The organism is Leeuwenhoekiella aestuarii, from assembly GCF_004104055.1.
In the GTDB taxonomy this organism is placed as follows: Bacteria; Bacteroidota; Bacteroidia; order Flavobacteriales; family Flavobacteriaceae; genus Leeuwenhoekiella; species Leeuwenhoekiella aestuarii.
Genome location: NZ_QOVJ01000005.1, coordinates 55,163 through 79,911 on the forward strand (window position 1 = coordinate 55,163; position 24,749 = coordinate 79,911).

General features: G+C 36.5%; 31 protein-coding genes. 4 read left to right on the forward strand and 27 right to left on the reverse strand.

Features of this window, described 5'->3' with window-relative positions; all coding sequences use genetic code 11:
• Positions 1–75 precede the first annotated feature (75 nt).
• A complete protein-coding gene (gene ppgK, locus DSM03_RS13265; RefSeq protein WP_128762249.1) occupies positions 76–816 on the forward strand; it encodes a polyphosphate--glucose phosphotransferase in 741 nt (246 codons plus the stop codon).
• 61 nt (positions 817–877) lie between these two features.
• Here the strand turns inward: ppgK and DSM03_RS13270 are convergent, their stop codons facing one another.
• From DSM03_RS13270 to argS, 4 genes are all read right to left on the reverse strand, one after another.
• Positions 878–1,765, reverse strand: coding sequence for a bifunctional 5,10-methylenetetrahydrofolate dehydrogenase/5,10-methenyltetrahydrofolate cyclohydrolase (locus DSM03_RS13270; protein WP_128762250.1), 888 nt, complete (start codon positions 1,763–1,765; stop codon positions 878–880).
• Between the two features lie 34 nt (positions 1,766–1,799).
• The gene (locus DSM03_RS13275) at positions 1,800–2,165 is read right to left on the reverse strand and encodes a four helix bundle protein (protein ID WP_128762251.1); all 366 of its coding nucleotides are present in this window, start codon (positions 2,163–2,165) and stop codon (positions 1,800–1,802) included.
• Between the two features lie 45 nt (positions 2,166–2,210).
• Complete coding sequence (ffh, locus tag DSM03_RS13280; protein ID WP_128762252.1) at positions 2,211–3,539, reverse strand: signal recognition particle protein; 1,329 nt, start codon at positions 3,537–3,539, stop codon at positions 2,211–2,213.
• Positions 3,540–3,757: 218 nt separating this feature from the next.
• Positions 3,758–5,533 carry an arginine--tRNA ligase gene (argS, locus tag DSM03_RS13285; protein WP_128762253.1) on the reverse strand — a complete coding sequence of 592 codons (1,776 nt, stop codon included), beginning with the start codon at positions 5,531–5,533 and terminating at the stop codon, positions 3,758–3,760.
• A gap of 114 nt (positions 5,534–5,647) precedes the next feature.
• On the opposite strand from argS, the gene DSM03_RS13290 reads away from it, so the two are divergent.
• Complete coding sequence (locus DSM03_RS13290) at positions 5,648–6,079, forward strand: hypothetical protein (protein ID WP_128762254.1); 432 nt, start codon at positions 5,648–5,650, stop codon at positions 6,077–6,079.
• Here the strand turns inward: DSM03_RS13290 and DSM03_RS13295 are convergent.
• A complete protein-coding gene (locus DSM03_RS13295; RefSeq protein WP_128762255.1) occupies positions 6,076–6,279 on the reverse strand; it encodes a hypothetical protein in 204 nt (67 codons plus the stop codon). The genes DSM03_RS13290 and DSM03_RS13295 overlap by 4 nt on opposite strands.
• Before the next feature lie 92 nt (positions 6,280–6,371).
• Here DSM03_RS13295 and DSM03_RS13300 point away from each other — a divergent pair, with 92 nt between their 5' ends.
• Both DSM03_RS13300 and DSM03_RS13305 read left to right on the forward strand, forming a co-directional pair.
• On the forward strand, positions 6,372–7,817 hold the full coding sequence (locus DSM03_RS13300) for an SDR family oxidoreductase (protein ID WP_128762256.1): 1,446 nt from the start codon (positions 6,372–6,374) through the stop codon (positions 7,815–7,817).
• Between the two features lie 46 nt (positions 7,818–7,863).
• Positions 7,864–9,327 (forward strand): BCCT family transporter, encoded by a 1,464-nt coding sequence (locus tag DSM03_RS13305; protein ID WP_128762257.1) that lies wholly within the window; start codon positions 7,864–7,866, stop codon positions 9,325–9,327.
• Here the strand turns inward: DSM03_RS13305 and ctlX are convergent.
• The 22 genes from ctlX to rplE form a co-directional block, all read right to left on the reverse strand.
• Positions 9,324–10,259, reverse strand: coding sequence for a citrulline utilization hydrolase CtlX (gene ctlX, locus DSM03_RS13310; RefSeq protein ID WP_128762258.1), 936 nt, complete (start codon positions 10,257–10,259; stop codon positions 9,324–9,326). The two genes, DSM03_RS13305 and ctlX, sit on opposite strands and share 4 nt — an antisense overlap.
• 56 nt (positions 10,260–10,315) lie before the next feature.
• Positions 10,316–11,230 carry a dimethylarginine dimethylaminohydrolase family protein gene (locus tag DSM03_RS13315; RefSeq protein ID WP_128762259.1) on the reverse strand — a complete coding sequence of 305 codons (915 nt, stop codon included), beginning with the start codon at positions 11,228–11,230 and terminating at the stop codon, positions 10,316–10,318.
• Positions 11,231–11,321: 91 nt separating this feature from the next.
• Complete coding sequence (locus DSM03_RS13320) at positions 11,322–12,608, reverse strand: citrate synthase (RefSeq protein WP_128762260.1); 1,287 nt, start codon at positions 12,606–12,608, stop codon at positions 11,322–11,324.
• A gap of 511 nt (positions 12,609–13,119) precedes the next feature.
• Positions 13,120–14,409: a phosphopyruvate hydratase gene (gene eno, locus DSM03_RS13325; protein WP_128762261.1), complete on the reverse strand. Its 1,290-nt coding sequence runs from the start codon at positions 14,407–14,409 to the stop codon at positions 13,120–13,122.
• 212 nt (positions 14,410–14,621) lie between these two features.
• Positions 14,622–15,734 carry a glutamine-hydrolyzing carbamoyl-phosphate synthase small subunit gene (gene carA, locus DSM03_RS13330; RefSeq protein ID WP_128762262.1) on the reverse strand — a complete coding sequence of 371 codons (1,113 nt, stop codon included), beginning with the start codon at positions 15,732–15,734 and terminating at the stop codon, positions 14,622–14,624.
• Positions 15,735–15,788: 54 nt separating this feature from the next.
• Positions 15,789–16,496 carry a hypothetical protein gene (locus DSM03_RS13335; RefSeq protein ID WP_128762263.1) on the reverse strand — a complete coding sequence of 236 codons (708 nt, stop codon included), beginning with the start codon at positions 16,494–16,496 and terminating at the stop codon, positions 15,789–15,791.
• A gap of 88 nt (positions 16,497–16,584) precedes the next feature.
• Complete coding sequence (gene rplQ / locus DSM03_RS13340) at positions 16,585–17,064, reverse strand: 50S ribosomal protein L17 (protein WP_128762264.1); 480 nt, start codon at positions 17,062–17,064, stop codon at positions 16,585–16,587.
• 64 nt (positions 17,065–17,128) lie between these two features.
• Entirely contained in the window at positions 17,129–18,121 is a 993-nt protein-coding gene (locus tag DSM03_RS13345; protein WP_072984068.1) for a DNA-directed RNA polymerase subunit alpha, read from the reverse strand.
• A 26-nt stretch (positions 18,122–18,147) separates the two neighbouring features.
• Complete coding sequence (rpsD, locus tag DSM03_RS13350) at positions 18,148–18,753, reverse strand: 30S ribosomal protein S4 (RefSeq protein WP_128762265.1); 606 nt, start codon at positions 18,751–18,753, stop codon at positions 18,148–18,150.
• A gap of 86 nt (positions 18,754–18,839) precedes the next feature.
• The gene (gene rpsK, locus DSM03_RS13355; protein WP_073100097.1) at positions 18,840–19,262 is read right to left on the reverse strand and encodes a 30S ribosomal protein S11; all 423 of its coding nucleotides are present in this window, start codon (positions 19,260–19,262) and stop codon (positions 18,840–18,842) included.
• Between the two features lie 9 nt (positions 19,263–19,271).
• Positions 19,272–19,646 (reverse strand): 30S ribosomal protein S13, encoded by a 375-nt coding sequence (gene rpsM / locus DSM03_RS13360; protein WP_128762266.1) that lies wholly within the window; start codon positions 19,644–19,646, stop codon positions 19,272–19,274.
• A gap of 5 nt (positions 19,647–19,651) precedes the next feature.
• Positions 19,652–19,768 carry a type B 50S ribosomal protein L36 gene (gene ykgO, locus DSM03_RS13365; protein ID WP_009779203.1) on the reverse strand — a complete coding sequence of 39 codons (117 nt, stop codon included), beginning with the start codon at positions 19,766–19,768 and terminating at the stop codon, positions 19,652–19,654.
• Between the two features lie 4 nt (positions 19,769–19,772).
• A complete protein-coding gene (gene infA / locus DSM03_RS13370) occupies positions 19,773–19,988 on the reverse strand; it encodes a translation initiation factor IF-1 (RefSeq protein WP_028376332.1) in 216 nt (71 codons plus the stop codon).
• Entirely contained in the window at positions 19,988–21,325 is a 1,338-nt protein-coding gene (gene secY, locus DSM03_RS13375; RefSeq protein WP_128762267.1) for a preprotein translocase subunit SecY, read from the reverse strand. Before secY ends, infA begins: the two co-directional genes overlap by 1 nt.
• Positions 21,326–21,335: 10 nt before the next feature.
• Positions 21,336–21,788, reverse strand: coding sequence for a 50S ribosomal protein L15 (gene rplO, locus DSM03_RS13380; RefSeq protein WP_128762268.1), 453 nt, complete (start codon positions 21,786–21,788; stop codon positions 21,336–21,338).
• A 12-nt stretch (positions 21,789–21,800) separates the two neighbouring features.
• Positions 21,801–21,980: a 50S ribosomal protein L30 gene (rpmD, locus tag DSM03_RS13385; protein ID WP_128762269.1), complete on the reverse strand. Its 180-nt coding sequence runs from the start codon at positions 21,978–21,980 to the stop codon at positions 21,801–21,803.
• A gap of 11 nt (positions 21,981–21,991) precedes the next feature.
• Complete coding sequence (gene rpsE / locus DSM03_RS13390; RefSeq protein WP_073100092.1) at positions 21,992–22,516, reverse strand: 30S ribosomal protein S5; 525 nt, start codon at positions 22,514–22,516, stop codon at positions 21,992–21,994.
• 6 nt (positions 22,517–22,522) lie between these two features.
• On the reverse strand, positions 22,523–22,876 hold the full coding sequence (gene rplR, locus DSM03_RS13395) for a 50S ribosomal protein L18 (protein ID WP_128762270.1): 354 nt from the start codon (positions 22,874–22,876) through the stop codon (positions 22,523–22,525).
• Between the two features lie 11 nt (positions 22,877–22,887).
• Entirely contained in the window at positions 22,888–23,430 is a 543-nt protein-coding gene (gene rplF / locus DSM03_RS13400) for a 50S ribosomal protein L6 (protein ID WP_128762271.1), read from the reverse strand.
• Between the two features lie 20 nt (positions 23,431–23,450).
• Positions 23,451–23,849, reverse strand: coding sequence for a 30S ribosomal protein S8 (gene rpsH / locus DSM03_RS13405; protein ID WP_073100089.1), 399 nt, complete (start codon positions 23,847–23,849; stop codon positions 23,451–23,453).
• 74 nt (positions 23,850–23,923) lie between these two features.
• Positions 23,924–24,193 (reverse strand): 30S ribosomal protein S14, encoded by a 270-nt coding sequence (rpsN, locus tag DSM03_RS13410; RefSeq protein ID WP_128762272.1) that lies wholly within the window; start codon positions 24,191–24,193, stop codon positions 23,924–23,926.
• 2 nt (positions 24,194–24,195) lie between these two features.
• Positions 24,196–24,747: a 50S ribosomal protein L5 gene (rplE, locus tag DSM03_RS13415; protein ID WP_128762273.1), complete on the reverse strand. Its 552-nt coding sequence runs from the start codon at positions 24,745–24,747 to the stop codon at positions 24,196–24,198.
• Between the last annotated feature and the right edge of the window lie 2 nt (positions 24,748–24,749).

Below are 24,749 nucleotides of genomic sequence, written 5' to 3' on the forward strand. Positions count from 1 at the left end.
CCTTCAGCATTACTAGCTACTCAAAAATCAATAAGGAATTTTGAGTAATTTATAATTTAGACCAAACAATATTTTATGCAAATACTAGGAGTAGACGTAGGTGGTTCAGGAATAAAAGGGGTTCCTGTCAATCTCGACAAAGAAGAATATTTAGGTGAACGTTTTAGATTAGATACTCCTGTTCCACGCGAGCCAAAAGCTATGGTAAACACTATCGCTGATGTTGTTAAACACTGGGATTGGAAAGGTCCCGTAGGCATTGGCTTCCCTACTGTTATTCATAAAGGAAAAGCTCTTGAACACGGAAATCTGGACAAGTCCTGGTTAGGCCTTCAGGTTGATGATATGATTTCTCAAAAAATAGGATTACCCGTAAATGTTATGAATGATGCCGACGCAGCCGGACTTGCCGAAATGGAATTTGGTGTAGGCAAAGGCGTTGATGGTCTTGTAATCGTTGTTACCGTAGGAACTGGTATAGGAAGCGGTGTTTTCTTTAATGGCGAACTCATCCCGAATTTTGAATTGGGGCAAATGCGCTATAAGAAAAATAAGATCATCGAGAAGTATGCCTCCAGGCGTGTACGTTTGGACAATAACATGAGTTTTAAAAAATGGGGTAAACGCTTCAATAAATTTATACAGCTGACTACTAGAATTTCACAACCAGAACTAATAATTATTGGTGGTGGTGCGAGTAAAAACTTAGATGAGTATATTAAATATCTAAAAACAGATATACCCATTGTAGCTGCGCACACTCGTAATCACGCTGGGATTATTGGTGCGGCTTTAGGAGCAAGACATTTGTTGTAATTCTTATTAGAACAAAAAAGAGGTCATATTGACCTCTTTTTTTGTTAGAAACTTCAGAGTCTTAAGATTGAAGTTCGTTATGTCTTGCTCGTGCAAGCAATGTATTTTTTAACAACATAGCGATCGTCATCGGTCCTACACCTCCAGGAACCGGAGTAATGAAAGATGCTTTTTTACTCACAGCTTCAAAATCTACATCTCCGGTAATTCTATAACCGCGCTCTTTAGTTTCATCAGGAACACGCGTAATGCCTACATCAATTATAGTAACATTATCTTTTACCATATCAGCTTTTAAAAACTCTGGAACTCCTAAAGCGGTGATAATTATATCGGCTTGTTTAGTTAATTCTTCAAGATTTTTAGTGCGGCTATGCGTAAGTGTTACCGTGCTGTCTCCAGGATTTCCTTTTTGAGACATCAAAATACTCATCGGGCGGCCTACAATATGACTACGACCTATTACAACGGTATGTTTACCTGAAGTTTCTACGTTATAACGCTTCAGTAATTCCATAATACCAAACGGCGTTGCAGGTATAAACACCGGCATATCTTGAGCCATTTTACCAAAATTGGTAGGATGAAAACCATCTACATCTTTATCTGGATCAACAGCCAGTAATACTTTTTGAGAGTCTATATGTTTCGGTAACGGGAGCTGAACAATATAACCGTCAATTTCGGGATTTTTATTCAACGTATCTATTTGACTGAGCAACTCTTCCTCGGTAGTTTCTTCAGGCAACTGAATCAATGTAGATTCAAAACCTATACGCTCACAAGCACGAACTTTACTACCTACATACGTTAAACTAGCACCATCGTTACCTACCAAAACTGCGGCTAAATGAGGTACTTTTTCGCCTTTAGCTTTCATAGCTTTTACTTCTTCGGCGATCTCATTTTTTAAATCGTTACTGGTTTTTTTTCCGTCTAAGATTGTCATACTCTATATAGTTGGCAGTATCAGCTGGCAGTTTTCAGTTACAACCAAACCTTCCTGGATTATTGATCATATAATTTAATAGCCTCCCTACTTCTCTACTCTTTTCGAGTTTTAAGGAATAGTCAGTTTCTGAAATGTATTCACAAGCGAGTGAAAATTTCGACCAAGTTTGAGTTTCTCCATTCTCAGCATCACAATCCGTTAACTTACTTACAAAATGTTTTTCGTACTTTCTTTTTCTATACGCTTCAGACATATTAGCACAAACTGATCTTGAACTTCTTCTAACTTGATCAGTCAGTGAAAACTGCTCTTCTTTTGGAAAAGATTTAGTAATCTCAAGGATTTCCATATCCGATTCAAATGCTTTCTGATATGCTATTAAATCTTCTACACCCATAAGTATTAGTAAAAAAGTACTGCTTGCTGAGACTGTAAACTGGTGTTATCGCATATTATTCATCATCTGCATCATTTTGGCTCCGCCTCCACCTTGCATCATTTTCATCATCTTACTCATCTGATTGAATTGTTTCAGCAACTGATTTACCTCTTGCACTGAAGTACCAGAACCTTTGCTGATGCGTTTTTTGCGACTACTATTTATGATAGATGGTTGTGTACGCTCGTCTGGAGTCATACTGTGAATAATGGCTTCAATACCTTTAAAAGCGTCATCGTCTATATCAAGACCTTTTAGAGCTTTACCAGCACCGGGAATCATCCCAATAAGGTCTTTCATATTACCCATTTTCTTAATCTGCTGAATCTGCTTTAAAAAATCGTCAAAACCAAACTGATTTTTAGCGATTTTCTTTTGCAGCTTACGCGCTTCTTCTTCGTCAAATTGTTCCTGAGCACGTTCTACAAGAGACACTACATCCCCCATCCCAAGAATACGATCTGCCATACGAGAAGGATAGAACACATCTATCGCTTCCATCTTCTCACCGGTACCAATGAATTTAATGGGTTTATCTACAACCGTTTTAATAGAAAGTGCCGCACCACCGCGTGTATCACCATCTAATTTGGTTAAGATTACCCCATCAAAATTAAGAACATCGTTAAAAGCTTTTGCCGTATTAACAGCATCCTGACCCGTCATAGAATCTACTACAAACAAGGTTTCCTGTGGCTCAATAGCTTTATGTATCGCAGCAATCTCATTCATCATCGCTTGGTCAACTGCAAGACGACCGGCGGTATCAATGATCACTACATTAAAACCATTTGCTTTTGCGTGTGCAATTGCTGCTTCTGAAATTTTTACTGGATCTTTCTCTTCTTTATTAGAGTAAACCTCAACTCCTATCTGATCACCTACAACGTGAAGCTGATCTATCGCCGCTGGACGATAAACATCACAAGCAACAAGAAGCGGTTTTTTAGTTTTTTTAGTCTTAAGAAAGTTTGCCAGTTTACCAGAGAATGTAGTTTTACCACTACCTTGCAAACCAGACATCAAAATAACTGATGGATTTCCCGAAAGGTTGAGACCTTCTGCCTCACCACCCATCAATTCGGTTAGTTCATCTTTTACCAATTTAGTCATCAATTGACCCGGTTTTAACGCGGTCAATACATCCTGACCCAACGCTTTTTCTTTAACCGTACTGGTAAAATCTTTGGCTATTTTATAATTAACATCTGCATCAACAAGCGCACGACGTATTTCTTTAAGGGTTTCGGCAACATTAACTTCGGTAATTTGACCGTGCCCCTTAAGCACGTGCATCGCCTTATCTAACTTATCACTTAAATTATCAAACATAGATCTTATAATAAACAGCCTCGTGAATCAATCGCGAGGGATTTTGTATTCTTTTAATGTATCAGGTTTTATACCTGAACTCAATCTTCCACTTTATGGATTCAAGGTTGCAAATTTAATGATTTGAATACAAGAATAATAGTTTCAAATCAGAAGATATTCATTTAATCCAATTTAGTTCGGTTGATGATTTTCTTCTTTTAAAATGCTCCAAATAATTACATACGTTCAGGAACCTGAATTCCTAACAAACTAAATGCAGAGGCAATAACATCCCCCACCTTTTTAGATAGCGCTACGCGGAAACTTTTCTCCTCTTCTGTATCTGCCCCTAATATCGAAACCTGCTGATAAAATGAGTTGAACTCTTTTACCATATCATAGGTGTAATTTGCGATTAACGCTGGACTGTGATTTTCTGCTGCCAACTGAACCGTTTCAGGATACAGCGCAACTTGCTTGATAAGTTCCTTTTCTTTAGGATGCAGTTCTTTATGCGGAACACTTTCTGGCACACCCGTATCTGCAGCTTTTCTTAAAATAGATTGAATTCGCGCATAAGTGTACTGAATAAACGGCCCCGTATTTCCTTGAAAATCTACAGACTCTTCAGGGTTGAACAGAATGCGTTTCTTAGGATCTACTTTAAGAATGTAATATTTTAACGCTCCAAGACCAATGATCTTATAGAGCTCCTGTTTTTCTGCTTCGCTATACCCATCAAGTTTCCCCAGTTCTTTAGCGATGTTTCCGGCAGTTGTTGTCATCTCTTCAACAAGATCATCAGCATCAACTACAGTACCCTCACGACTTTTCATTTTTCCACTAGGTAAGTCTACCATCCCATAACTCAGGTGATACAGATTTTCTGCCCAGTCGTAGCCCAGTTTTTTCAGTATTAAAAACAAAACTTTAAAATGATAATCTTGCTCATTACCTACCGTATAAATCATTCCACCTACATCTGGGTGATCTTTCACACGCTGAATCGCGGTACCTATGTCCTGAGTCATATAAACGGCTGTGCCATCGCTGCGCAAAACTATTTTTTCATCAAGACCATCTTCGGTCAAATCACACCAAACGGACCCGTCTTCTTTTCTGTAAAAAACACCTTTTTTAAGGCCTTCTTCAATATTGTCTTTTCCTAATAAATAGGTATTGCTCTCATAATAATAACTGTCAAAATCAACACCCAGACTTTTATAAGTTTGTTCAAACCCCTCATAAACCCAGCCGTTCATTTTCTCCCAAAGCGTTACTACTTCTGCATCACCAGCTTCCCATTTGCGTAACATATCCTGAGCTTCCAAAATCAACGGAGCTTCTTTTTCTGCTTCTTCTTTGGTTTTTCCTTGTGCAATTAAATACGATTGCTCTTCTTTGTAGGCTTTATCAAATTTCACATAGTAGTTTCCTACCAGCTTATCACCTTTCATTCCTGTGGACTCTGGAGTTTCACCATCACCAAATTTTCGCCAAGCTAACATACTCTTACAAATATGAATCCCGCGATCGTTGATGATTTGGGTTTTGTAAACTTTTTTCCCGGAAGCTTTTAATATCTCAGCAACCGAATACCCTAATAAATTATTGCGCACATGTCCTAAATGAAGCGGCTTATTTGTGTTAGGCGAAGAGTATTCAACCATCACAGCTTTACCAGACGCTGCTTCGTGACCAAAGTTTTCCTGTGTACGTATACTTTCAAAAAAATCAATATAAAAAGAGTCTGCAATCACCAGATTTAAAAAACCTTTAACCACATTAAAATCTGAAACTTCAGCGAGGTTCTCTTTCACATAAGCTCCTATTTGCTCTCCAATCACAGCAGGATTACCTTTGGCAACGCGCAGAATCGGAAAAACAACAACTGTAAGATCACCTTCAAAATCCTTCCGGGTAGGTTGAATCTCAACGGTTTCTAATTCGGCATTAAAAATACGTTGCACCGCATCTTTTACGGCTTGTGTAAGTTTATCTGATAAATTCATGAGTGCTTTTTCTGAAGGCGCAAAGATACGTAAAACCTAGCGTTGACAAAGCTAAAATACCACAGAGGCTTCAAAATTGATCTTTGATAAAAAGTTTATCTTTAAAAGAAAAAAATGCTGCTCAATGTCTCATACAATAATCCTGAAGTTAAACGGAAAATAGACACCGAAGTTGGCCCACCTTTTACCATACGAGAGCGCCTCAAAAGGAAAGGTATTGGTTCTTCTAAACTCATTATTACCGGCACAAGTGTAGAAATTCATAACTTGCTTATTCTTGACAGTTATATCAATACCTGTACTATAGAAATGCGTCCGAATGGAATTATTATAGGTTTTAGGTCGCTTCTAGAATCGTATGCGCTGATTATTCCCTACTATAAATTAAGCCTTTATAAAGGCAAAGCCGAAGAATACGGCATTTACCGGGATCATTATTTTATCAAAATACGTGCAAAAGCTAACGATAAATCAACCCATAAATTCATTAAAAAAATAATGGATTATAAAGCCGAAAATCTACCACTAGGCCCAAAAGACCTTTAATTGCGTTTATAAAAACTCGCGATCAGTGCAACTACACCAATACCGATTAGAAGTAAAGATTCTGTTGTGAGTCCGTCTTTTGCACTAACGCTAAGACCTGCAAAGTCAACAACTTTTTGTGGCACAAAAGCTTGATATATACCCAGACCTATTAAAACCACTCCTACTACAAGAGTTATCGTACGCATTGTTTTATTCATAGTATTTCAACTTTTAGAAGGGATAAGTTAACCCTTTAGTATTTGTTTCACCTAAAAAATCTTTCAAATGGCTATCTTTAAAGAAAAGCGCTATGAAAATATTATTAACCGGAGCTAACGGGTATATCGGTATGCGGCTGCTTCCTCTTCTTTTGGAGCAGGGACACAAAGTTATTTGCGCCGTCAGAGACTCTAAACGTCTTTCCGTAAGTCCTAAAATACGAGAGAAAATTCAAATTTTAGAAATTGATTTTCTTGCGGAACCTGACACTTGTAAGCTTCCTGAAAATCTGGATGCTGCGTATTACCTCATTCACTCGATGACTTCTTCCACCTCTGATTTTGATGAGAAAGAAGAACTTTCCGCTAAAAATTTTAACAAATATCTGGCTGAAACTAATTGCAAACAGGTCATTTATTTAAGCGGCATTGTAAATGAAGAAAATTTAAGCAAACACTTAAGTTCCCGCAAAAAAGTTGAAGATACGCTCTATAAAGGAAGGTTTAATCTTACCGTTTTAAGAGCTGCAATTATAGTAGGTTCTGGTAGTTCTTCTTTTGAAATCATAAGAGATTTATGCGAAAAATTACCCGTTATGATCACACCGAGATGGGTAAAAACAAGGTGTCAACCTATTGCGATACGTAATGTTCTGCAATACCTAAGCGGCGTTTTAGGAAATGAAAAATGTTATAACGAATCTTTTGATATAGGCGGCCCAGACATCTTATCTTATAAACAAATGATGTTATTGTATGCAAAAGTGCGAGAACTTTCACTCACGATTATCGATGTCCCGGTGATGACACCTAAAGTTTCTTCTTACTGGTTGTATTTTGTAACTTCCACGAGCTATAAACTGGCTTTGAATTTGGTAGACAGTATGCGTATTGAGGTTATAAGCAAAGACACGCGCTTGCAAAAAATGCTTCAGGTAAAGCCCATAAATTACATGGATGCGATACGTCTGGCTTTTGAGAAAATTGAACAAAATCAGGTTGTTTCTAGCTGGAAAGATTCTATGGTGAGTGGTCGTTTTAGAAAAGATCTCAACCATTATATCAAAGTACCAGAATATGGCTGTCTTAAAGACAGGCAATCCATCAAATTGGAAAACCCGGAGCAGGCGCTCAAAAACATCTGGTCAATCGGCGGCAACCGCGGCTGGTATTACGCAAATACGTTGTGGAAAATTCGTGGATTTCTGGACAAAGTTGCTGGCGGTGTAGGCCTCAGACGTGGCCGTACACATGACAATGAATTATACGAAGGAGACTCTCTTGATTTCTGGCGCGTATTACTGGCGGATAAAGAAGAAAAAAGATTGCTCCTTTTCGCTGAAATGAAAGTGCCCGGAGAAGCCTGGCTAGACTGGGAAATAGATAACAATAATATATTACATCAGACAGCAACTTTTAGACCTCGAGGGCTTTGGGGACGATTGTATTGGTTTAGTATGTTACCCTTTCATTATTTTATTTTCGGCGGAATGATACGCAATATTGTGAGTTACCAACCAAAAGAAAAAAGCTATTAAACACCTAAAGTTTATAAATAAAAACCTTCTGCTTTTTTCTTCCGGAGTGCTCCTATTGAGCATCTCTACAATGTTTTATGCCTTTACCGCTGAAAGTTATCAGCTTATTGAAACACTTTCAATAGGGGTTAGGGAATGGTTTGGTCAGTTTTATTTGGTCCTCGGTCTTCTTTCGGTTGTGCTTCTTGTTGTCGTTGCCTTTTCAAAATGGGGAACCTATAAATTGGGTAAAATTGATGAAAAACCAGCTTTCTCTAACATTGCTTGGATTTCGATGTTGTATAGCGCAGGTATGGGCGCGGGCATCTTATTACGAGCGGCACAAGAACCCGTTTTTATGCAACAAAACCCTCCAATTCAAAACAATGTTTCTACAGAAATCAGAGCACTAGAATTTACTTTTTATCAATGGGGTTTTACAGCTTGGGCATTTTATGCACTTTTTGCACTCGCAATAGGCACGGTAGCTTTTAAGTACGGGAGACCATTAATTACAAGCAGTACTGTTTTTGATACCAAAAAATATTCTACAAAAAGTAGATTTAAAAATCTCGGAATTGCGCTGACGGACCTATTAACCATTCTTACTACAGTTTTTGGTCTAGTAGCTGCGGTAGCTCTAGGCTCTAGTCAAATAAAAGGCGGTATGGATCATTTATTGGGGCTGACTTTAAATGCAAATTACAGTATTATGCTGATACTCTTTATTGGCTTTTTGGCATTGCTTTCCGCATTAAGTGGAGTAGAAAAAGGAATAAAAATAATATCTACTGCAAATATTTATCTAACACTTGCCTTACTGATTTTTGTATTTCTACAAACAGATATGCTTTTAATACTGAAGCAGTATGTTCATGCATTGTATAGGTATCTTATAGACTTTATACCCATGAGCTTAGCGTTGGGAGCTTTTGATCCCGGTAAAAAGTTCCTTACTGACTGGACCTATTATTACTGGGCTTTTTGGTTAGCTTGGGCTCCTTTCACCGGAATATTCATTGCCCGAATCTCAAGAGGAAGAACAATCAGAGAGATTATACTGGGAGTTTTACTTGTTCCCTCTCTGGGCAGTTTCTTTTGGTTTACCGTTTTTGGGCAATCTGCTTTTGAAATGATTAATGCCGCAGGAGAATACAAAGGGGAATTTGACAATGTTTTTACTTCGCTATTTATATTTCTTTCTCACTATCCTGCTCAAAGTATTGTAAACACAATTGTTGTGATCTTATTAGTAAGCTTTTTAGTTACATCTCTAGATTCAGCGATCTTGGTTTTGAGCCTGTTTACTTCAAAAAATACCGACACCCCTTCTAAAAAACATCGAATAGTCTGGAGCACCTTACTTACAATTTGCGCTATTGGAATAGTGCTGCTAAGTCTTGCTAAAAAAGAGGAAGATGTTTTGAGCGCTGTGCAAAAGCTTTTAATCATCACATCTCTACCACTAAGTTTCTTTATGATCTTGATGAGTTTTAAATGGATTCAAAATCTCAATAAAAAAGAAAACTAATTGGGTTTAGGAAGAAAAATCTCTGCCATCATACAACGGGCACTTCCACCACCACAGGTTTCGATAGTTTCCAGATCACTGCTTAAAATATCACAATATTTAGTAATAGCTTCTACCTGATTTTCTTTTAAAGCATTGTGCGCGCTGGCACTCATTACTAAATACTTTTTTCCAGCATTATTTTTTACCTGAAGCATATTACCTGCAAACTGATGCATTTGCTTTTCTGAAATTGCTATCACTTCTTTGCCTGATTCTTTCAACTGTTTAATAACAAGTTTACGCTCCTTCTTATCATCTATACTTTCCAGACAAATTACCGCAAACTCCTCTGCAATACACATCATCACATTGGTGTGATAAATAGGCAAACGTTTACTTGCTACAGACTGATAGGCTGTAAAAATAACCGGTAGGTACCCAAAGTCTTCGCAAAACTCAATAAACAAATCTTCATCTGCACGAGCCGAAAGTGCGCAGTACGCTTTTTCGTTCTCCCTATCTAAAATAATACTCCCAGTTCCTTCTAAGAAGACACCTTCCTCCTCTGCCTCAGTATAATCAACAACATTTTTGATTTCAAAACCAGAATCTTCAAGCAACTCAAAGAACTCGTTCCTGCGCTCTCTCCTTCGGTTTTCGGCATACATAGGATAGACTGCCACATCTCCATTTGCGTGAGTACTCACCCAATTATTAGGGAAAATTGAATCTGGTGTATCCAGTTCTTTTTTATCCTGAAGTACCAAAACCCCGACACCAGCAGCTTTTAATTTATCTACAAACGTATCAAACTCTTGCTGAGCCTTAAGATTAATTTCATCATTTTTCAGGGAAACATCTTCCTGAAAATAATTATTTACAGCGGTTTGCTCATTCATTCTGAATGCAGCAGGGCGTACCATTAATACAGTATCTGTAACTTGTTTCATAGGGATTCTTTGAGATTGAATAAAAAGAGAAATTCCGGACTATTATAATTGAATAATTACTCACGTACAAGAGGCAGCGTACTGCAACGTAATAAACCTTCTTGCTTTGAGATTTCAGAATATGGCACTTCCTCAACTGTAATTCCTTTACTGCGTAACCAAGTATTCAATCGCGTGAAATTCCTTTCAGAAATGACTACTTTAGGTGAAATGGAAAAGACATTAGAATTCATACTAAACATTTCTTCTGAGGTGATCTCAAAAATGTTTTCAGGCTCAAAGTGATCTACAAGCCATTGATACTCTTCCTCTTCAAGAAATCCATTTTTATGCAGAATAGCGTATTTTTCTCCTACCGGCTGAAAACAGCAATCTAAGTGCAAAGCATTCTCGTAAGGATTTGTATTTGACTTTCTCAAGTTGAAAGATTTCACCTGCTTTTCAGGAAATGTCTCTTGAAGATATTTTACAGCAAGCATATTTGTTCGTGCAATTATATAATCTGCATAATCAGGGCCACGATAAACACCTACAAAAATGTAATCTCCTAAAGGCATCACATCACCACCTTCTATATGTGCTTCTTCTGGAAATCTTATGATTCTTTCTGGATCAATCTGAGTCAGTACATGTTCAATAGCTTCTATTTCCTGCTCGCGATCTGGTAAAATATTTGCTTTTATAAAAATATCATCAATTACAAAACCAATGTCTCTTGTGAAAATCTGGTTATAATTATCGATCAGTTTAGGTCTAAAAACCTGAACACCATATTTATTAAAAACCTCCTCAACAGCTTCCATCTCTTGAATCATATCCTCTTCTTTAGGATATGTATTCGCTTTGATGTGTAATAAAGATTTAGGATCATAAGCCTCTTCTACAGCAGGAGTACCACCGTTTGTTTTTGCTGTTCCTAGAATCACAGAGCGAAGTCGAGACGTCTCATCGTTAATATTCAGCTTTATCATAAAATTGAAGTTGTCGCAAATATAAAAACATAAAGCGGGTTTTTGAACTATTGCCAAAAACCCGCTTCATTATTTAAAATCTTTAGGATTTCTATCGTTCTTTCATAGGTTTAAAGGCTCTCAAGGTTTCACCAATATAAACTTGGCGAGGTCTTCCTATAGGCTCTTTACGTAAACGCATTTCACGCCATTGAGCAATCCATCCCGGCACACGCCCCATCGCAAACATCACAGTAAACATTTCAACAGGAATACCTAATGCTCTGTAAATAATACCTGAATAAAAATCTACGTTAGGATATAGTTTACGTTTAACAAAATAATCGTCTTCTAAAGCTTCTTTTTCTAATCCTTTAGCTATAGCTAAAACTTCATCTTCTACACCTAGCTGTTCTAAAACTTCGTCAGCAGCTTTTTTAATGATTTTAGCTCGAGGATCAAAGTTCTTATAAACTCTATGGCCAAAACCCATTAAACGGAAAGGATCTTCTTTATCCTTTGCCTTAGCCATATATTTTTTAGTATCACCCCCATCTTCTTTAATGGCTTCAAGCATTTCGATCACCGCTTGGTTAGCTCCACCGTGAAGTGGCCCCCATAATGCAGAAATACCAGCAGATATTGAAGCAAACAGTCCGGCGTGAGAAGAGCCCACAATTCGTACAGTTGAAGTAGAACAGTTTTGCTCGTGATCAGCATGTAAGATTAAAAGCTTATCAATAGCATCTATAATAGTTTTATCAACTTTATACTCACTGTTAGGCTTCGAGAACATCATTTTATGTAAGTTCTGCACATAATCTAAACTGTCATCACCATAATCAAGGGGCTTACTCATTTTTGTACGCATAGTCCAAGCTACAAGAACCGGAAACTTACCTAATAGTTTAACAATGGCTGCATACATATCTTCCTCAGAATCTACATTTACTGCATCTGGATTAAATGCTGTTAATGCAGAGGTTAAAGAAGCTAACACTCCCATAGGATGAGCAGACTTAGGAAAACCATTTAAGATCTTTTTAACATCCTCATCAACGTGGTTCTCTTCTTTTATATCGTTATGAAATTTAGTCAACTGCTCTTCTGTAGGCAACTCACCAAATATTAAAAGATAAACAACTTCTAAAAATGAAGCTTTCTCAGCTAAATCTTCTATAGAATACCCTCTATACCTCAAAATTCCCTCTTCCCCATTTAAGAAAGTTATAGCACTCTCACAACTACCCGTATTTTTAAAACCCGGGTCAATTGTGGTAATTCCACCTGTTACAGCTCGTAAACTGGCGATATCGATTGCACTTTCATTTTCAGTACCTGTAATTATAGGAAATTCGTAGGATTTCTCACCTATTATTAATTTAGCATTATCTGCCATTTTTCAAATATGTTTTAGCTGATTATCAAAATTTTCAAGAGTTGCTAAATTACGAAATACAAAGGAATTTATAAAGGAATTCGGGCTTTACCAAGGTTAAAAAAATACAAATAAAAAGGGGTGCATACCTAGCAGCATGTCACCCCTCACCCAACTTCAAAATTTAGATATCTTTATTTGGACTAAAAGAGCGACACCTACTTAATTCAGAATCGCTCTTTCACCCAACTTCAAATTTTCAAATCTGTTAAATTAGATTTCGTCAGGTTAACTATCTAATTTGAAGCGTGGTAAAAATCTTCTTAATATTAAAGCTAAATTAATAGTTTTTTTCTTACTAAGAATAAATTAAAGAAACAATTTAAGCATTTAATCGTTAAAATATAACATTTTAATGTCATTATACAAGTAAAAAAATTAAGAATTAAAAATCGATTTTTATCTGAACATTACTCAAATAAAAAAAGGCATTGAAAACAATGCCTTTTTTATTTGAACTATTAAAAGCTGATTATTTCACTTTAAAAGCTTTAAGCTTAGGAAAATAAGCAACAGTACCTAATTCTTCTTCAATACGAAGCAGTTGATTATATTTTGCCATACGATCACTACGTGAAGCAGAACCTGTTTTGATCTGTCCTGTATTTAATGCTACAGCTAAATCTGCAATAGTATTATCTTCTGTTTCTCCAGAACGGTGAGACATAACAGAAGTATAACCTGCATTATGCGCCATATTCACAGCTGCAATAGTTTCAGTCAACGTACCTATTTGATTTACTTTAATCAAAATTGAATTAGCTATACCATTTTCGATACCTCTTGAAAGGCGTTCTACATTAGTAACAAATAAATCATCTCCTACTAATTGTACTTTATCTCCAATCTTTTCAGTTAACGATTTCCAACCATCCCAGTCGTTCTCATCCATACCATCCTCAATTGAAATAATTGGGTATTTACCTGCTAATTCAGCTAAATAAGAAGCCTGCTCTTCGCTAGTTCTCACCACACCTTTATCACCCTCAAATTTGGTATAATCATATTTACCATCTACGTAGAATTCTGCTGCAGCACAGTCTAAAGCGATCATTACTTCATCTCCAAACTTGTATCCTGCATTTTCAACAGCTTTTTGAATGCTTTCAATAGCATCTTCAGTACCATCTAATGTTGGTGCAAAACCACCTTCATCACCTACAGCTGTACTCAAACCGCGATCGTGAAGTACTTTTTTAAGGTTGTGAAAAATTTCAGTACCCATTTTCATAGCCTGAGTAAAATCTTCAGCTTTTACAGGCATAATCATAAATTCCTGAAAAGCGATAGGAGCATCACTATGAGAACCTCCATTAATGATATTCATCATTGGTACCGGAAGGGTATTTGCGCTTACACCACCTACATAACGATATAATGGCATATTCAATTCATTTGCTGCTGCTTTAGCAACCGCTAAAGAAACACCTAAAATCGCATTTGCTCCTAGCTTAGATTTATTTGGAGTACCATCTAGATCAATCATAGTTTGATCGATTAGATTTTGTTCAAAAACAGAAACTCCTAAAAGTTCTTGAGCTATAACCGCATTTACATTTTCAACAGCTTTTAAAACTCCTTTACCCATATAATCAGAACCACCATCACGCAATTCAACAGCTTCATGCTCTCCAGTTGATGCTCCAGAAGGAACCGCAGCTCTTCCTAAAACACCGTTTTCGGTTAAAACATCTACTTCAACTGTGGGATTTCCACGGGAATCCAAAATTTGACGTGCGTGGATATTGATAATTATACTCATTATTATTAAAAATTGATTAGTTCATTTAGCTCCCGCAATATAAGGAATACTTGACTATTTATAAGGAAGCTAAGCCCCTTTTGGATTATTTTAATGATTATTTAAAATGCATCTACCCTCCTACTAAATCACAGAAAGGAATTCAACAAATTGATTGAAATGCATTAGAATTAACACAAAAAAAATCCCGGCAAGTAGTCGGGATTTTTTGTTTAAACAGTTTCTATAGTCATACGTTGCACAAACTCATCAAATAAGTATGTAGCGTCGTTTGGTCCGGGACCAGCTTCAGGATGATACTGAACAGAAAAACAATTTTTATTTTTCATTTTCAGCCCCATTACGGTCTGATCATTAAGATGTTTATGGGTTACTTCAATATTAGGATTCTGAATTGCTTCTTCATAATTTACAGCAAAACCATGGTTCTGAGAAGTAATCTCTCCTTTGCCTGTACCATGATTTAAAACAGGGTGATTAATACCTCTATGGCCATGATGCATTTTAAAAGTGCTTATTCCGTTTGCCAAAGCAATAATTTGATGCCCCAGACATATGCCGAATAATGGCATATCTGCATCTAATATTTGCTTTGCTGTCTCAATAACCTCGTGTAAAGGTTCTGGATCTCCAGGTCCATTAGATAAAAAGAAACCATCAGGATTCCAAGCTTTCATTTCTTCAAAAGAGGCATTATAAGGGAATACTTTGATATACATATCACGCTTAGCCATATTGCGTAAAATATTCTTCTTAATACCAAGATCTATCGCTGCTACTTTATAACTAGCATTTTCGTCTCCGAAATAATACGGCTCTTTAGTTGAAACCTTTGAGGCTAACTCAAGACCGTGCATATTAGGCACAGATGCTAATTGTTTTTTAAGCGATTCAATATTATTAACGTCTGTTGAGATTACAGCATTCATAGCTCCATGGTCTCTTATATATGAAACAAGGGCGCGGGTGTCTACATCTGAAATTACAAATAACTTATTCTTATTAAGAAAATCTTCTAAAGATTCGTCAACACGAATTCTTGAATAGTTATAACTGAAATTCTTACAGATTAGTCCTGAAATTTTTACAGTATCAGATTCTGTCTCTTCGTTATTACCTCCATAGTTACCTATGTGAGCATTTGTAGTCACCATAAGCTGACCAAAATAAGAAGGATCTGTAAATATTTCTTGATAACCGGTCATACCGGTATTAAAACAAACTTCTCCAAAGGCAGTTCCTTCTTTATTACCCACAGATTTTCCGTAGAATATTGTTCCGTCAGCTAAAATCAAAAGGGCTTTTCTATTGGTTTGGTATTTCATCTATAAATTTTTGGCAAAATTAATTCAAGTGTGATAAAAAGAAAAATTATACACCTACAACGTGCTAATAAAATCTATCATTTTTATGACATCTTTTTCATCACTATAGGATAAATCATTTTTCTCAACAAATTTTTCTAATGTTTTTTGATTGTTCTTTTCTAAATCAAAAGTTCTTAAAACCTTTCCTTTCCTCAAAGAAAGCATAGAAACCTTACCATCTTTTTCAAAATAGTAGTTTTCTCTTTGAACATATTTATCAAATGGTCTATTTTTCATAGGATCTGGAGAACTGGGTACGAGCTTCACCGAGTAAGCTTTTAATAAACGCTCTTCTCCATTATCTGATACTATCTCATAAATTCTTCTACCATCTTTTGTAAAAATACTTTCAAACTTTTTCCCGTTAATTTCGAAAAAATTGATCTCGTTAAATTGAAAAGTAAAAAGGGAGTCTTTTGCAACTTTAGTTACAAAAGCTTGATTTTGCATATCTAAATTAACATTCTCAACCATATACAATTGCCCATTTTTAGCATATACTCTTGCAGTATGAAGCCAGTCATCAAAAAGATAAGGAGAACCTTCAACTCGGGTTACAGGAGGTATACTTCGTAAAGATCCATATGAGTTTCTAACACCATTAGACACAGAAAGTAATTGATCTGGATTATTTACTAATCTAGCTTGGTCTTCTTCTTGAGCAAGTACCAGCGAATAAGAGAATAGACATACAAAAACGATAAAAAAACTTTTGCGCATAATAGTTAGATTTTAAGGTTATATAAAATAAAAAAAGGATAAGCCCTAAGGCTTATCCTTTTTTTAAAGTTAAAAAACAAATATGTTTTTATTCTTCTTCGTCATTAGCTTTTACTTCTTTAGCAGGAGCTTCAGTTGTTGTAGATGTTGCAGCTTTTTTACCTGCTCTACGAGTTGATTTTTTCTTAGTTTTCCCTAAGTTATAAATTTCATTATAATCAACCAATTCGATCATCGCCATATCAGCGTTATCTCCTAGACGATTTCCTAATTTTATAATTCTAGTATAACCACCTGGACGGTCACCTACTTTGACAGCAACATCTCTAAAGAGTTCTGCAACTGCATCCTTTTGACGCAATTTACTCATTACAATACGACGATTGTGAGTAGTATCTTCTTTAGATTTTGTAACTAAAGGCTCAACAAATTGCTTAAGAGCTTTTGCTTTTGCCACAGTTGTATTAATACGCTTGTGTTCAATTAGTGAACAAGCCATATTAGCTAGCATAGATTTTCTATGTGCTGTCTGACGTCCTAAATGATTATTCTTTTTTCCGTGTCTCATGACATTTTAAAATTTAACATCCATCTTGCTCAACCCTTTTTGAGGAGCAAATTATGGAGTATTACTAGTCTTTATCTAATTTATATTTTGATAGGTCCATTCCGAAATTCAAACCTTTTACATTTACAAGCTCTTCAAGCTCTGTAAGAGATTTTTTACCGAAGTTACGGAACTTCATCAAATCGTTTTTGTTGTAAGAAACTAAGTCTCCTAAAGTTTCTACTTCTGCAGCTTTAAGACAGTTAAGAGCACGAACAGAAAGATCCATGTCAACTAATTTTGTCTTAAGCAACTGACGCATGTGTAATGACTCTTCATCATATGTTTCAGTCTGAGCAATTTCATCAGCCTCAAGGGTGATACGCTCATCAGAGAATAACATAAAGTGGTGAATCAAAGTTTTTGCAGCTTCAGTCAAAGCATCCTTAGGATGAATAGAACCGTCAGTGATGATTTCAAAAACTAATTTTTCATAATCAGTTTTTTGTTCAACACGATAATTTTCTATACTATACTTTACATTCTTTATTGGAGTATAAATTGAATCTGTAAAAATAGTACCGACAGGTGCATTTTGCTTTTTGTTCTCTTCCGCAGGAACATAACCACGACCTTTTTCTACCGTGATCTCCATATTGATATTAACTTTCTTCTCCATATTGGCAATCACCAAGTCAGGATTAAGAATTTGGAAACCAGAAATAAATTTCTGAAAATCTCCTGCAGTTAATTGTTCTTTATCAGAAACCGAAATAGTTACAGTTTCATTATCAATCTCATCAATTTGTCTTTTAAAACGTACTTGTTTAAGATTAAGAATGATTTCTGTAAAGTCTTCTACAACTCCTGCAATAGTTGAAAACTCATGGTCAACTCCTTCAACACGTACTGAAGTAATTGCAAACCCTTCTAATGAAGAAAGCAAAACTCTACGTAACGCGTTACCCACAGTTAAACCGTAACCTGGCTCTAAAGGTCTGAATTCAAACTTACCTTCAAAGTCAGTAGAGTCAATCATTATGACCTTATCAGGCTTCTGGAAATTTAGTAATGCCATATTATGTTTTCTAAGAGTTGTTATTATTATTTAGAGTACAATTCTACAATGAACTGCTCATTGATATTTTCTGGAATCTGAATACGCTCAGGTATAGAAACGAAAGTACCTTGTTTTGAATCATTGTTCCAAGTAATCCACTCATAAACGTGACTTGCATTAGCAAGAGAATCTTGGATTGCAGTTAATGATTTAGATTTTTCACGTACAGCAACAACATCTCCAGGCTTAATTTGATAAGATGGGATATTCACTAATTCACCATTAACAGTGATATGTCTGTGTGAAACAAATTGACGAGCTGCTCTTCTTGATGGAGCAATACCCATTCTAAAAACAACGTTATCCAAACGAGACTCACAAAGTTGCAATAATACAACCCCAGTAATTCCGGTAGCACGTGTTGCTTTTTCAAACATATTACGGAATTGATTTTCTAAAATTCCATAAGTGTATTTTGCTTTTTGCTTCTCTTGAAGCTGTATAGCATATTCAGACTTTTTACCACGGCGTCTGTTGTTTCCGTGTTGACCTGGAGGATAGTTTCTTTTCTCAAAAGATTTGTCATCTCCAAAAATCGCTTCACCAAATTTACGAGCGATTTTAGTCTTGGGACCGGTATATCTTGCCATTATAATGTTTATTAGTGGGGTGATTAAGGAATTAAGGTCTAGTCCTTCGCAAAATCAATATTCCCCGAGTGATATAAAAAAATTAATTAAACTCTTCTTCGTTTAGGAGGACGACATCCGTTGTGCGGTAATGGAGTAACATCAATAATTTCCGTTACTTCGATACCACTATTGTGGATAGAACGTATTGCAGATTCGCGACCGTTACCTGGCCCCTTAACGTAAACTTTTACTTTACGTAAACCAGCTTCGTGAGCTACTTTACTAGCGTCTTCCGCAGCTAGCTGTGCAGCGTAAGGAGTATTTTTCTTAGAACCTCTAAAACCCATTTTACCGGCTGAAGACCAAGAAACAACATCACCTTTCTTATTAGTCAAAGAAATCAATATGTTGTTGAAAGATGCCGCAATATGTGCTTCACCTACAGACTCAACAATTACTTTACGCTTTTTGGTTCCTTTACCAGCTTTCGCGTTTTTTCCTCCACCTTTAGTGTTTTGCTTTGCCATTGTTACTTATTATTTAGTTGCCTTTTTCTTGTTAGCAACCGTTTTACGCTTCCCTTTACGGGTTCTTGAGTTATTCTTAGTACGTTGTCCACGTAATGGCAAACCAGAACGATGTCTGATTCCACGGTAGCAACCAATATCCATAAGACGTTTGATGCTCATAGAAACTTCACTTCTAAGTTCACCTTCAATCTTATAAGTACCTACAGCTTCACGAATACGACCTATTTGATCATCATCCCACTCGTTTACTTTTAAATTCTCATCAACGTCAGCTTGAGATAATATTTTCTCAGCTCTACTTTTTCCGATTCCAAAGATGTACGTCAAAGCGATTACACCTCTTTTTTGTTTTGGGATATCTACCCCTGCAATTCTAGCCATAATCCTTAACCTTGTCTTTGTTTGAACTTAGGGTTCTTTTTATTAATAACGTATAATCTTCCTTTGCGACGCACAATTTTGCAGTCTGCACTTCTTTTCTTTACTGATGCTCTTACTTTCATCTTACTAGTATCTATAAGTTATACGAGCCTTAGATAAATCGTATGGGCTCATTTCAAGTTTTACTTTGTCCCCAGGTAGTAATTTTATATAATGCATGCGCATCTTACCTGAGATATGCGCAGTCACGATGTGACCATTTTCTAGCTCAACGCGAAACATTGCGTTAGACAATGCTTCAATAATTGAACCGTCTTGTTCTATTGCTTGTTGTTTTGCCATTATGCTACTGCTTTTCTGTTTTTACCAGTTTTCATTAAGCCATCATAATGTCTATTCAACAAGTATGAATTCACTTGTTGCATAGTATCGATAGCTACACCTACTAAGATAAGCAATGACGTTCCACCGTAAAACAAAGCCCATCCTTGTTGCATCCCTAAAACACTAACTGCAATTGCTGGGAAAATAGCGATAAGGGCTAGAAACACAGAACCCGGAAGTGTAATCTGAGACATAATTCGATCTAAATACTCAGAAGTCTCAGTACCCGGCCTAATACCCGCGATAAAACCTCCGCTTCTTTTAAGATCATCAGCCATTTTATTAGTTGGCACTGTAATCGCCGTATAGAAATACGTAAAAATGATTATCAATAAACCAAATACTAAGTTGTACCAAAATCCAAAGATGTTAGTAAATTGAGATGCTATGCTTTGAGCCATTGGAGATTCTGAAAGTCCAATAACCGCACCAGGAATAAACATAATTGCCTGAGCAAAAATGATAGGCATTACTCCTGAAGCATTCAATTTTAAAGGAATGTACTGACGGCTACCAAAAACATTACGCTCGTAACTACCACTAGCAGTTCTACGAGCATATTGCACAGGTATTTGACGTACGGCCATTACAAGGAGTACAGATAGCAAAACGATTACAAACCAAATCACTAATTCTATAAGGATCATAATTAATCCTCCATTAGATTCTGAAACTCTTGAAACCCATTCCTGAAGAAAAGACTGAGGTAAACGCGCAATAATACCCACCATAATTAATAGTGAGATACCATTACCAATACCCTTATCAGTGATCTTTTCCCCTAACCACATTGCAAAAATACAACCTGTAGTAAGAATAATAACCGAAGAAACTATAAAAGTTACATTACTTCCCATAACAAATGCTTCCGGAGGAAGAATGTTGAACAAATTTGTAATATAACCAGGACCCTGAATAAGCGTAATCGCAATGGTTAACCAGCGTGTAATCTGATTAATTTTACGACGGCCACTCTCACCTTCCTTTTGAAGTTTCTGTAAGTAAGGTACCGCTATACCCATAAGCTGCACTACAATTGAGGCAGATATGTAAGGCATAATACCCAATGCAAATACAGAGGCATTAGAAAATGCCCCTCCTGTAAATGCGTTTAATAATCCAAGTAATCCACCGTCTGCTTGAGCAGACAAATTGGCTAACTGAGATGCATCAATACCCGGAAGTACGATTTGAGCCCCAAAACGGTATACTAAAAGTAAACCTAGGGTTAAAAGAATACGATTCTTTAACTCTTCAATCTTCCAAATATTTTTAATCGTTTCTATAGCCTTCATGCTGATTGTGTTATAAAGTTACTGCTTCTCCGCCTGCCGCTTCTATAGCTTTTTGTGCTGAGGCTGTAAATTTATGAACTGTAATCTTCAATTTAGCTTTTAACTCACCACGACCTAATATCTTCACAAGATCATTTTTCCCGGCAAGTCTGTTTTGTACTAAAACATCAATGGTAACTTCATCTTTGATTCTACCAGCGTCAACATATTCTTGTAGTGTATCAAGGTTTACTCCTGTAAACTCTTTACGGTTAATGTTTGTAAAACCAAACTTAGGAACACGTCTTTGAAGGGGCATTTGCCCACCTTCAAAACCTACTTTTTTAGAATATCCTGATCTTGACTTCGCACCTTTGTGCCCACGGCCAGCGGTTCCACCATTTCCTGTAGCTTCACCACGACCTCGCCTGCTGTCGTTCTTTTTTACCGAGCCTGCTGCCGGTTTTAGACTGTTTAAACCCATTTCTATTTATATTTAAGCTTCTTCTACAGAAACTAAATGACTTACTTTATTAATCATTCCCAAGATGTTCGGAGTGTTTTCATGCTCAACAACCTGGCCCATTTTTCTAAGACCTAACGCCTCTAGAGTTCTCTTCTGGTTTTGAGTACGATTAATAGCACTCTTTACCTTAGTTACTTTAATTTTTGCCATTGTCTTAAAAATTATCCTTTAAAAACTTTTTCAAGAGAAATCCCTCTTTGTTTAGCCACAGTCTCTGCACTACGTAATTGCAATAAAGCATCAAAGGTAGCTTTTACCACATTATGCGGGTTAGAAGATCCTTGATTTTTTGAAAGTACATCATGAATACCTACAGATTCAAGAACTGAACGTATTGCACCACCAGCAATAACACCGGTACCAGGAGCAGCTGGCATCAGCAGAACACGAGCTCCACCATATTTTCCTTTTTGCTCATGAGGAATAGTACTCTTATTTAGAGGGATACGTACTAAGTTTTTCTTAGCGTCTTCTACTGCCTTAGCAATTGCACTAGCAACATCCTTAGATTTACCAAGACCCTGACCTACAACACCACTCTCGTCACCTACAACAACAATAGCAGAAAATCCAAAAGCTCTACCACCTTTTGTTACCTTAGTAACACGTTGAACACCAACTAAACGATCTTTAAGATCCAATCCACTTGGTTTTACTAACTCTACGTTTTTATATTTTTGATACATAACTTCTTAGAATTTTAATCCGCCTTCTCGGGCTCCTTCTGCTAATTGTTTTACTCTTCCATGATATAGATACCCACCTCTGTCAAAAGCTACAGCTTCTATACCAGCTTCTTTAGCTTTCTCCGCAATCGCCTTACCTACCAGCTTAGCAACATCTGCCTTATTTCCTTCTGCAGAAAAATCCTTATCTCTTGAAGACGCAGCACCTAAAGTCTTACCAGTAGTATCATCTATAATTTGTGCGTAAATCTCTTTATTACTTCTATATACAGAAAGTCTCGGGCGCTCTGCAGTACCAGTAAGTGACTTACGAATTCTGCGACGTATCTTATTTCTTCTTGTGTATTTTGAAAATGCCATATCGCTATATATTATGCAGACTTACCTGCTTTTCTTCTAATTTGTTCTCCTACAAACTTGATACCTTTTCCTTTATAAGGCTCTGGCTTACGGAAGCCTCTAATCTTAGCAGCAACCTGACCAACTAATTGTTTGTCGTAAGAAGTTAATTTTACTATCGGATTTTTTCCTTTTTCAGTTACAGTTTCGACTGTAACCTCAGGAGCTACCTCTAACACAATATTGTGAGAGAATCCAAGAGCCATATCTAATTTCTGACCTTGGTTGCTAGCTCTATAACCTACACCTACTAATTCTAAAGATTTAGTATAACCATTAGCCACACCTTCAATCATATTAGCAATAAGTGCACGATAAAGACCATGCTTAGCTTTATCATCTTTTTTCTCAGAAGAACGCTCTAACGTAATAACACCTTCTTCAATCTTAATATCTATGTTAGAATACTCTTGCTTAAGCTCTCCTAACTTTCCTTTTACAGTAATCATACCCTCAGCTACTTCTACAGTAACTCCAGAAGGTATTGTAATTGGGTTTTTTCCTATTCTTGACATTGCTCTGTTCTTTTAACTGATTAATATACGTAGCAAAGTACTTCGCCTCCAACATTCTCACTTTGAGCTTGCTTTCCTGTCATTACTCCTTTTGAAGTAGAAACAATAGAGATTCCTAAACCGTTAAGAATACGTGGCACATCTTTAGAAGATGAATATTTACGTAAACCAGGCTTACTTATTCTCTGAATATTTTTGATAACAGACTCTTTAGTCTCTTTATCATACTTCAAAGCAATTTTAATTGTGCCTTGAGCCGTTTTGTCTTCAAATTTGTAACTCAAAATGTAACCTTGATCAAATAAGATCTTAGTTATCTCTTTTTTTAAGTTTGAAGCAGGTATCTCCACAACTCTGTGGTTTGCTGCCGCTGCGTTTCTAATCCTAGTTAGAAAATCTGCAATAGTATCTGTATACATTTATATTAGATTGCGGTTTTGGTTTTCATCACTAAACTATTTAATAACGAACCTAAAACCAGTTTATTCTTAGTTTACCAGCTGGCTTTTTTAACACCTGGTATAAGACCTTGATTAGCCATCTCACGAAACATAACACGTGAAATACCAAAAGTTCTCATATATCCCTTAGGACGCCCTGTTAGTTTGCAACGGTTATGTTGACGTACAGGAGATGCGTTTTTAGGCAGCTTTTGCAATGCTTCATAATCACCAGCCTCTTTTAAGGCTTTTCTTTTTTCAGCATATTTGGCTGCAAGTTTCTCACGTTTTCTCTCGCGAGCTTTCATTGATTCTTTTGCCATAATTACTTCTTTTTAAAGGGTAGCCCCAATTGAGTTAATAATGCTTTTGCTTCTTTATCGGTTTCAGCAGAAGTTTCAAAGGTAACATTCATACCTTCAATTTTACGCACTTTATCAATATCTATTTCAGGAAATATGATTTGCTCTTCGATACCTAAACTATAGTTACCACGACCATCAAAACCCGTTGCATTTATACCGTTAAAATCTCTTACACGAGGTAATGCCGATGTGATCAAACGATCTAAGAACTCATACATACGCTCACCACGCAAAGTAACTTTAGCTCCAATTGGCATACCTTTTCTAAGTTTAAAAGCAGCAACATCCTTCTTAGACATTGTAGCAACTGCACGTTGACCAGCGATAGTAGTTAATTCTTCTACAGAATAATCTATCAACTTCTTGTCAGCAACAGCAGCACCAACACCTCTAGAGATTACAATCTTTTTCAATTTAGGTACTTGCATAACATTCTTATACCCAAATTCTTCAGTAAGAGCCGTAATAACGCGCTCTTTATATTCTGTCTTTAGTCTTGAAATGTAAGCCATAA

Coding starts and splice junctions, on each gene's coding strand:
- DSM03_RS13295 (WP_128762255.1), bottom strand. CDS start 6,279: ATGAATAAAACAATGCGTACGATAACTCTTGTAGTAGGAGTGGTTTTA.
- ppgK (WP_128762249.1), top strand. CDS start 76: ATGCAAATACTAGGAGTAGACGTAGGTGGTTCAGGAATAAAAGGGGTT.
- rpmD (WP_128762269.1), bottom strand. CDS start 21,980: ATGGCAAAAATTAAAGTAACTAAGGTAAAGAGTGCTATTAATCGTACT.
- rplQ (WP_128762264.1), bottom strand. CDS start 17,064: ATGAGACACGGAAAAAAGAATAATCATTTAGGACGTCAGACAGCACAT.
- ffh (WP_128762252.1), bottom strand. CDS start 3,539: ATGTTTGATAATTTAAGTGATAAGTTAGATAAGGCGATGCACGTGCTT.
- rpsK (WP_073100097.1), bottom strand. CDS start 19,262: ATGGCAAAGCAAAACACTAAAGGTGGAGGAAAAAACGCGAAAGCTGGT.
- rpsN (WP_128762272.1), bottom strand. CDS start 24,193: ATGGCAAAAGAATCAATGAAAGCTCGCGAGAGAAAACGTGAGAAACTT.
- rplE (WP_128762273.1), bottom strand. CDS start 24,747: ATGGCTTACATTTCAAGACTAAAGACAGAATATAAAGAGCGCGTTATT.
- DSM03_RS13335 (WP_128762263.1), bottom strand. CDS start 16,496: ATGCGCAAAAGTTTTTTTATCGTTTTTGTATGTCTATTCTCTTATTCG.
- rpsH (WP_073100089.1), bottom strand. CDS start 23,849: ATGTATACAGATACTATTGCAGATTTTCTAACTAGGATTAGAAACGCA.
- infA (WP_028376332.1), bottom strand. CDS start 19,988: ATGGCAAAACAACAAGCAATAGAACAAGACGGTTCAATTATTGAAGCA.
- rpsM (WP_128762266.1), bottom strand. CDS start 19,646: ATGGCTAGAATTGCAGGGGTAGATATCCCAAAACAAAAAAGAGGTGTA.
- DSM03_RS13300 (WP_128762256.1), top strand. CDS start 6,372: ATGAAAATATTATTAACCGGAGCTAACGGGTATATCGGTATGCGGCTG.
- DSM03_RS13275 (WP_128762251.1), bottom strand. CDS start 2,165: ATGGGTGTAGAAGATTTAATAGCATATCAGAAAGCATTTGAATCGGAT.
- rplO (WP_128762268.1), bottom strand. CDS start 21,788: ATGGGTTTAAACAGTCTAAAACCGGCAGCAGGCTCGGTAAAAAAGAAC.
- rplR (WP_128762270.1), bottom strand. CDS start 22,876: ATGGCATTTTCAAAATACACAAGAAGAAATAAGATACGTCGCAGAATT.
- DSM03_RS13270 (WP_128762250.1), bottom strand. CDS start 1,765: ATGACAATCTTAGACGGAAAAAAAACCAGTAACGATTTAAAAAATGAG.
- carA (WP_128762262.1), bottom strand. CDS start 15,734: ATGAAATACCAAACCAATAGAAAAGCCCTTTTGATTTTAGCTGACGGA.
- DSM03_RS13345 (WP_072984068.1), bottom strand. CDS start 18,121: ATGGCATTACTAAATTTCCAGAAGCCTGATAAGGTCATAATGATTGAC.
- DSM03_RS13315 (WP_128762259.1), bottom strand. CDS start 11,230: ATGATAAAGCTGAATATTAACGATGAGACGTCTCGACTTCGCTCTGTG.
- secY (WP_128762267.1), bottom strand. CDS start 21,325: ATGAAGGCTATAGAAACGATTAAAAATATTTGGAAGATTGAAGAGTTA.
- rpsE (WP_073100092.1), bottom strand. CDS start 22,516: ATGTATCAAAAATATAAAAACGTAGAGTTAGTAAAACCAAGTGGATTG.
- argS (WP_128762253.1), bottom strand. CDS start 5,533: ATGAATTTATCAGATAAACTTACACAAGCCGTAAAAGATGCGGTGCAA.
- eno (WP_128762261.1), bottom strand. CDS start 14,409: ATGAGTATAATTATCAATATCCACGCACGTCAAATTTTGGATTCCCGT.
- ykgO (WP_009779203.1), bottom strand. CDS start 19,768: ATGAAAGTAAGAGCATCAGTAAAGAAAAGAAGTGCAGACTGCAAAATT.
- rpsD (WP_128762265.1), bottom strand. CDS start 18,753: ATGGCAAGATATACCGGTCCCAAGACTAAAATCGCTCGTAAATTTGGT.
- DSM03_RS13320 (WP_128762260.1), bottom strand. CDS start 12,608: ATGGCAGATAATGCTAAATTAATAATAGGTGAGAAATCCTACGAATTT.
- DSM03_RS13290 (WP_128762254.1), top strand. CDS start 5,648: ATGCTGCTCAATGTCTCATACAATAATCCTGAAGTTAAACGGAAAATA.
- ctlX (WP_128762258.1), bottom strand. CDS start 10,259: ATGAAACAAGTTACAGATACTGTATTAATGGTACGCCCTGCTGCATTC.
- rplF (WP_128762271.1), bottom strand. CDS start 23,430: ATGTCAAGAATAGGAAAAAACCCAATTACAATACCTTCTGGAGTTACT.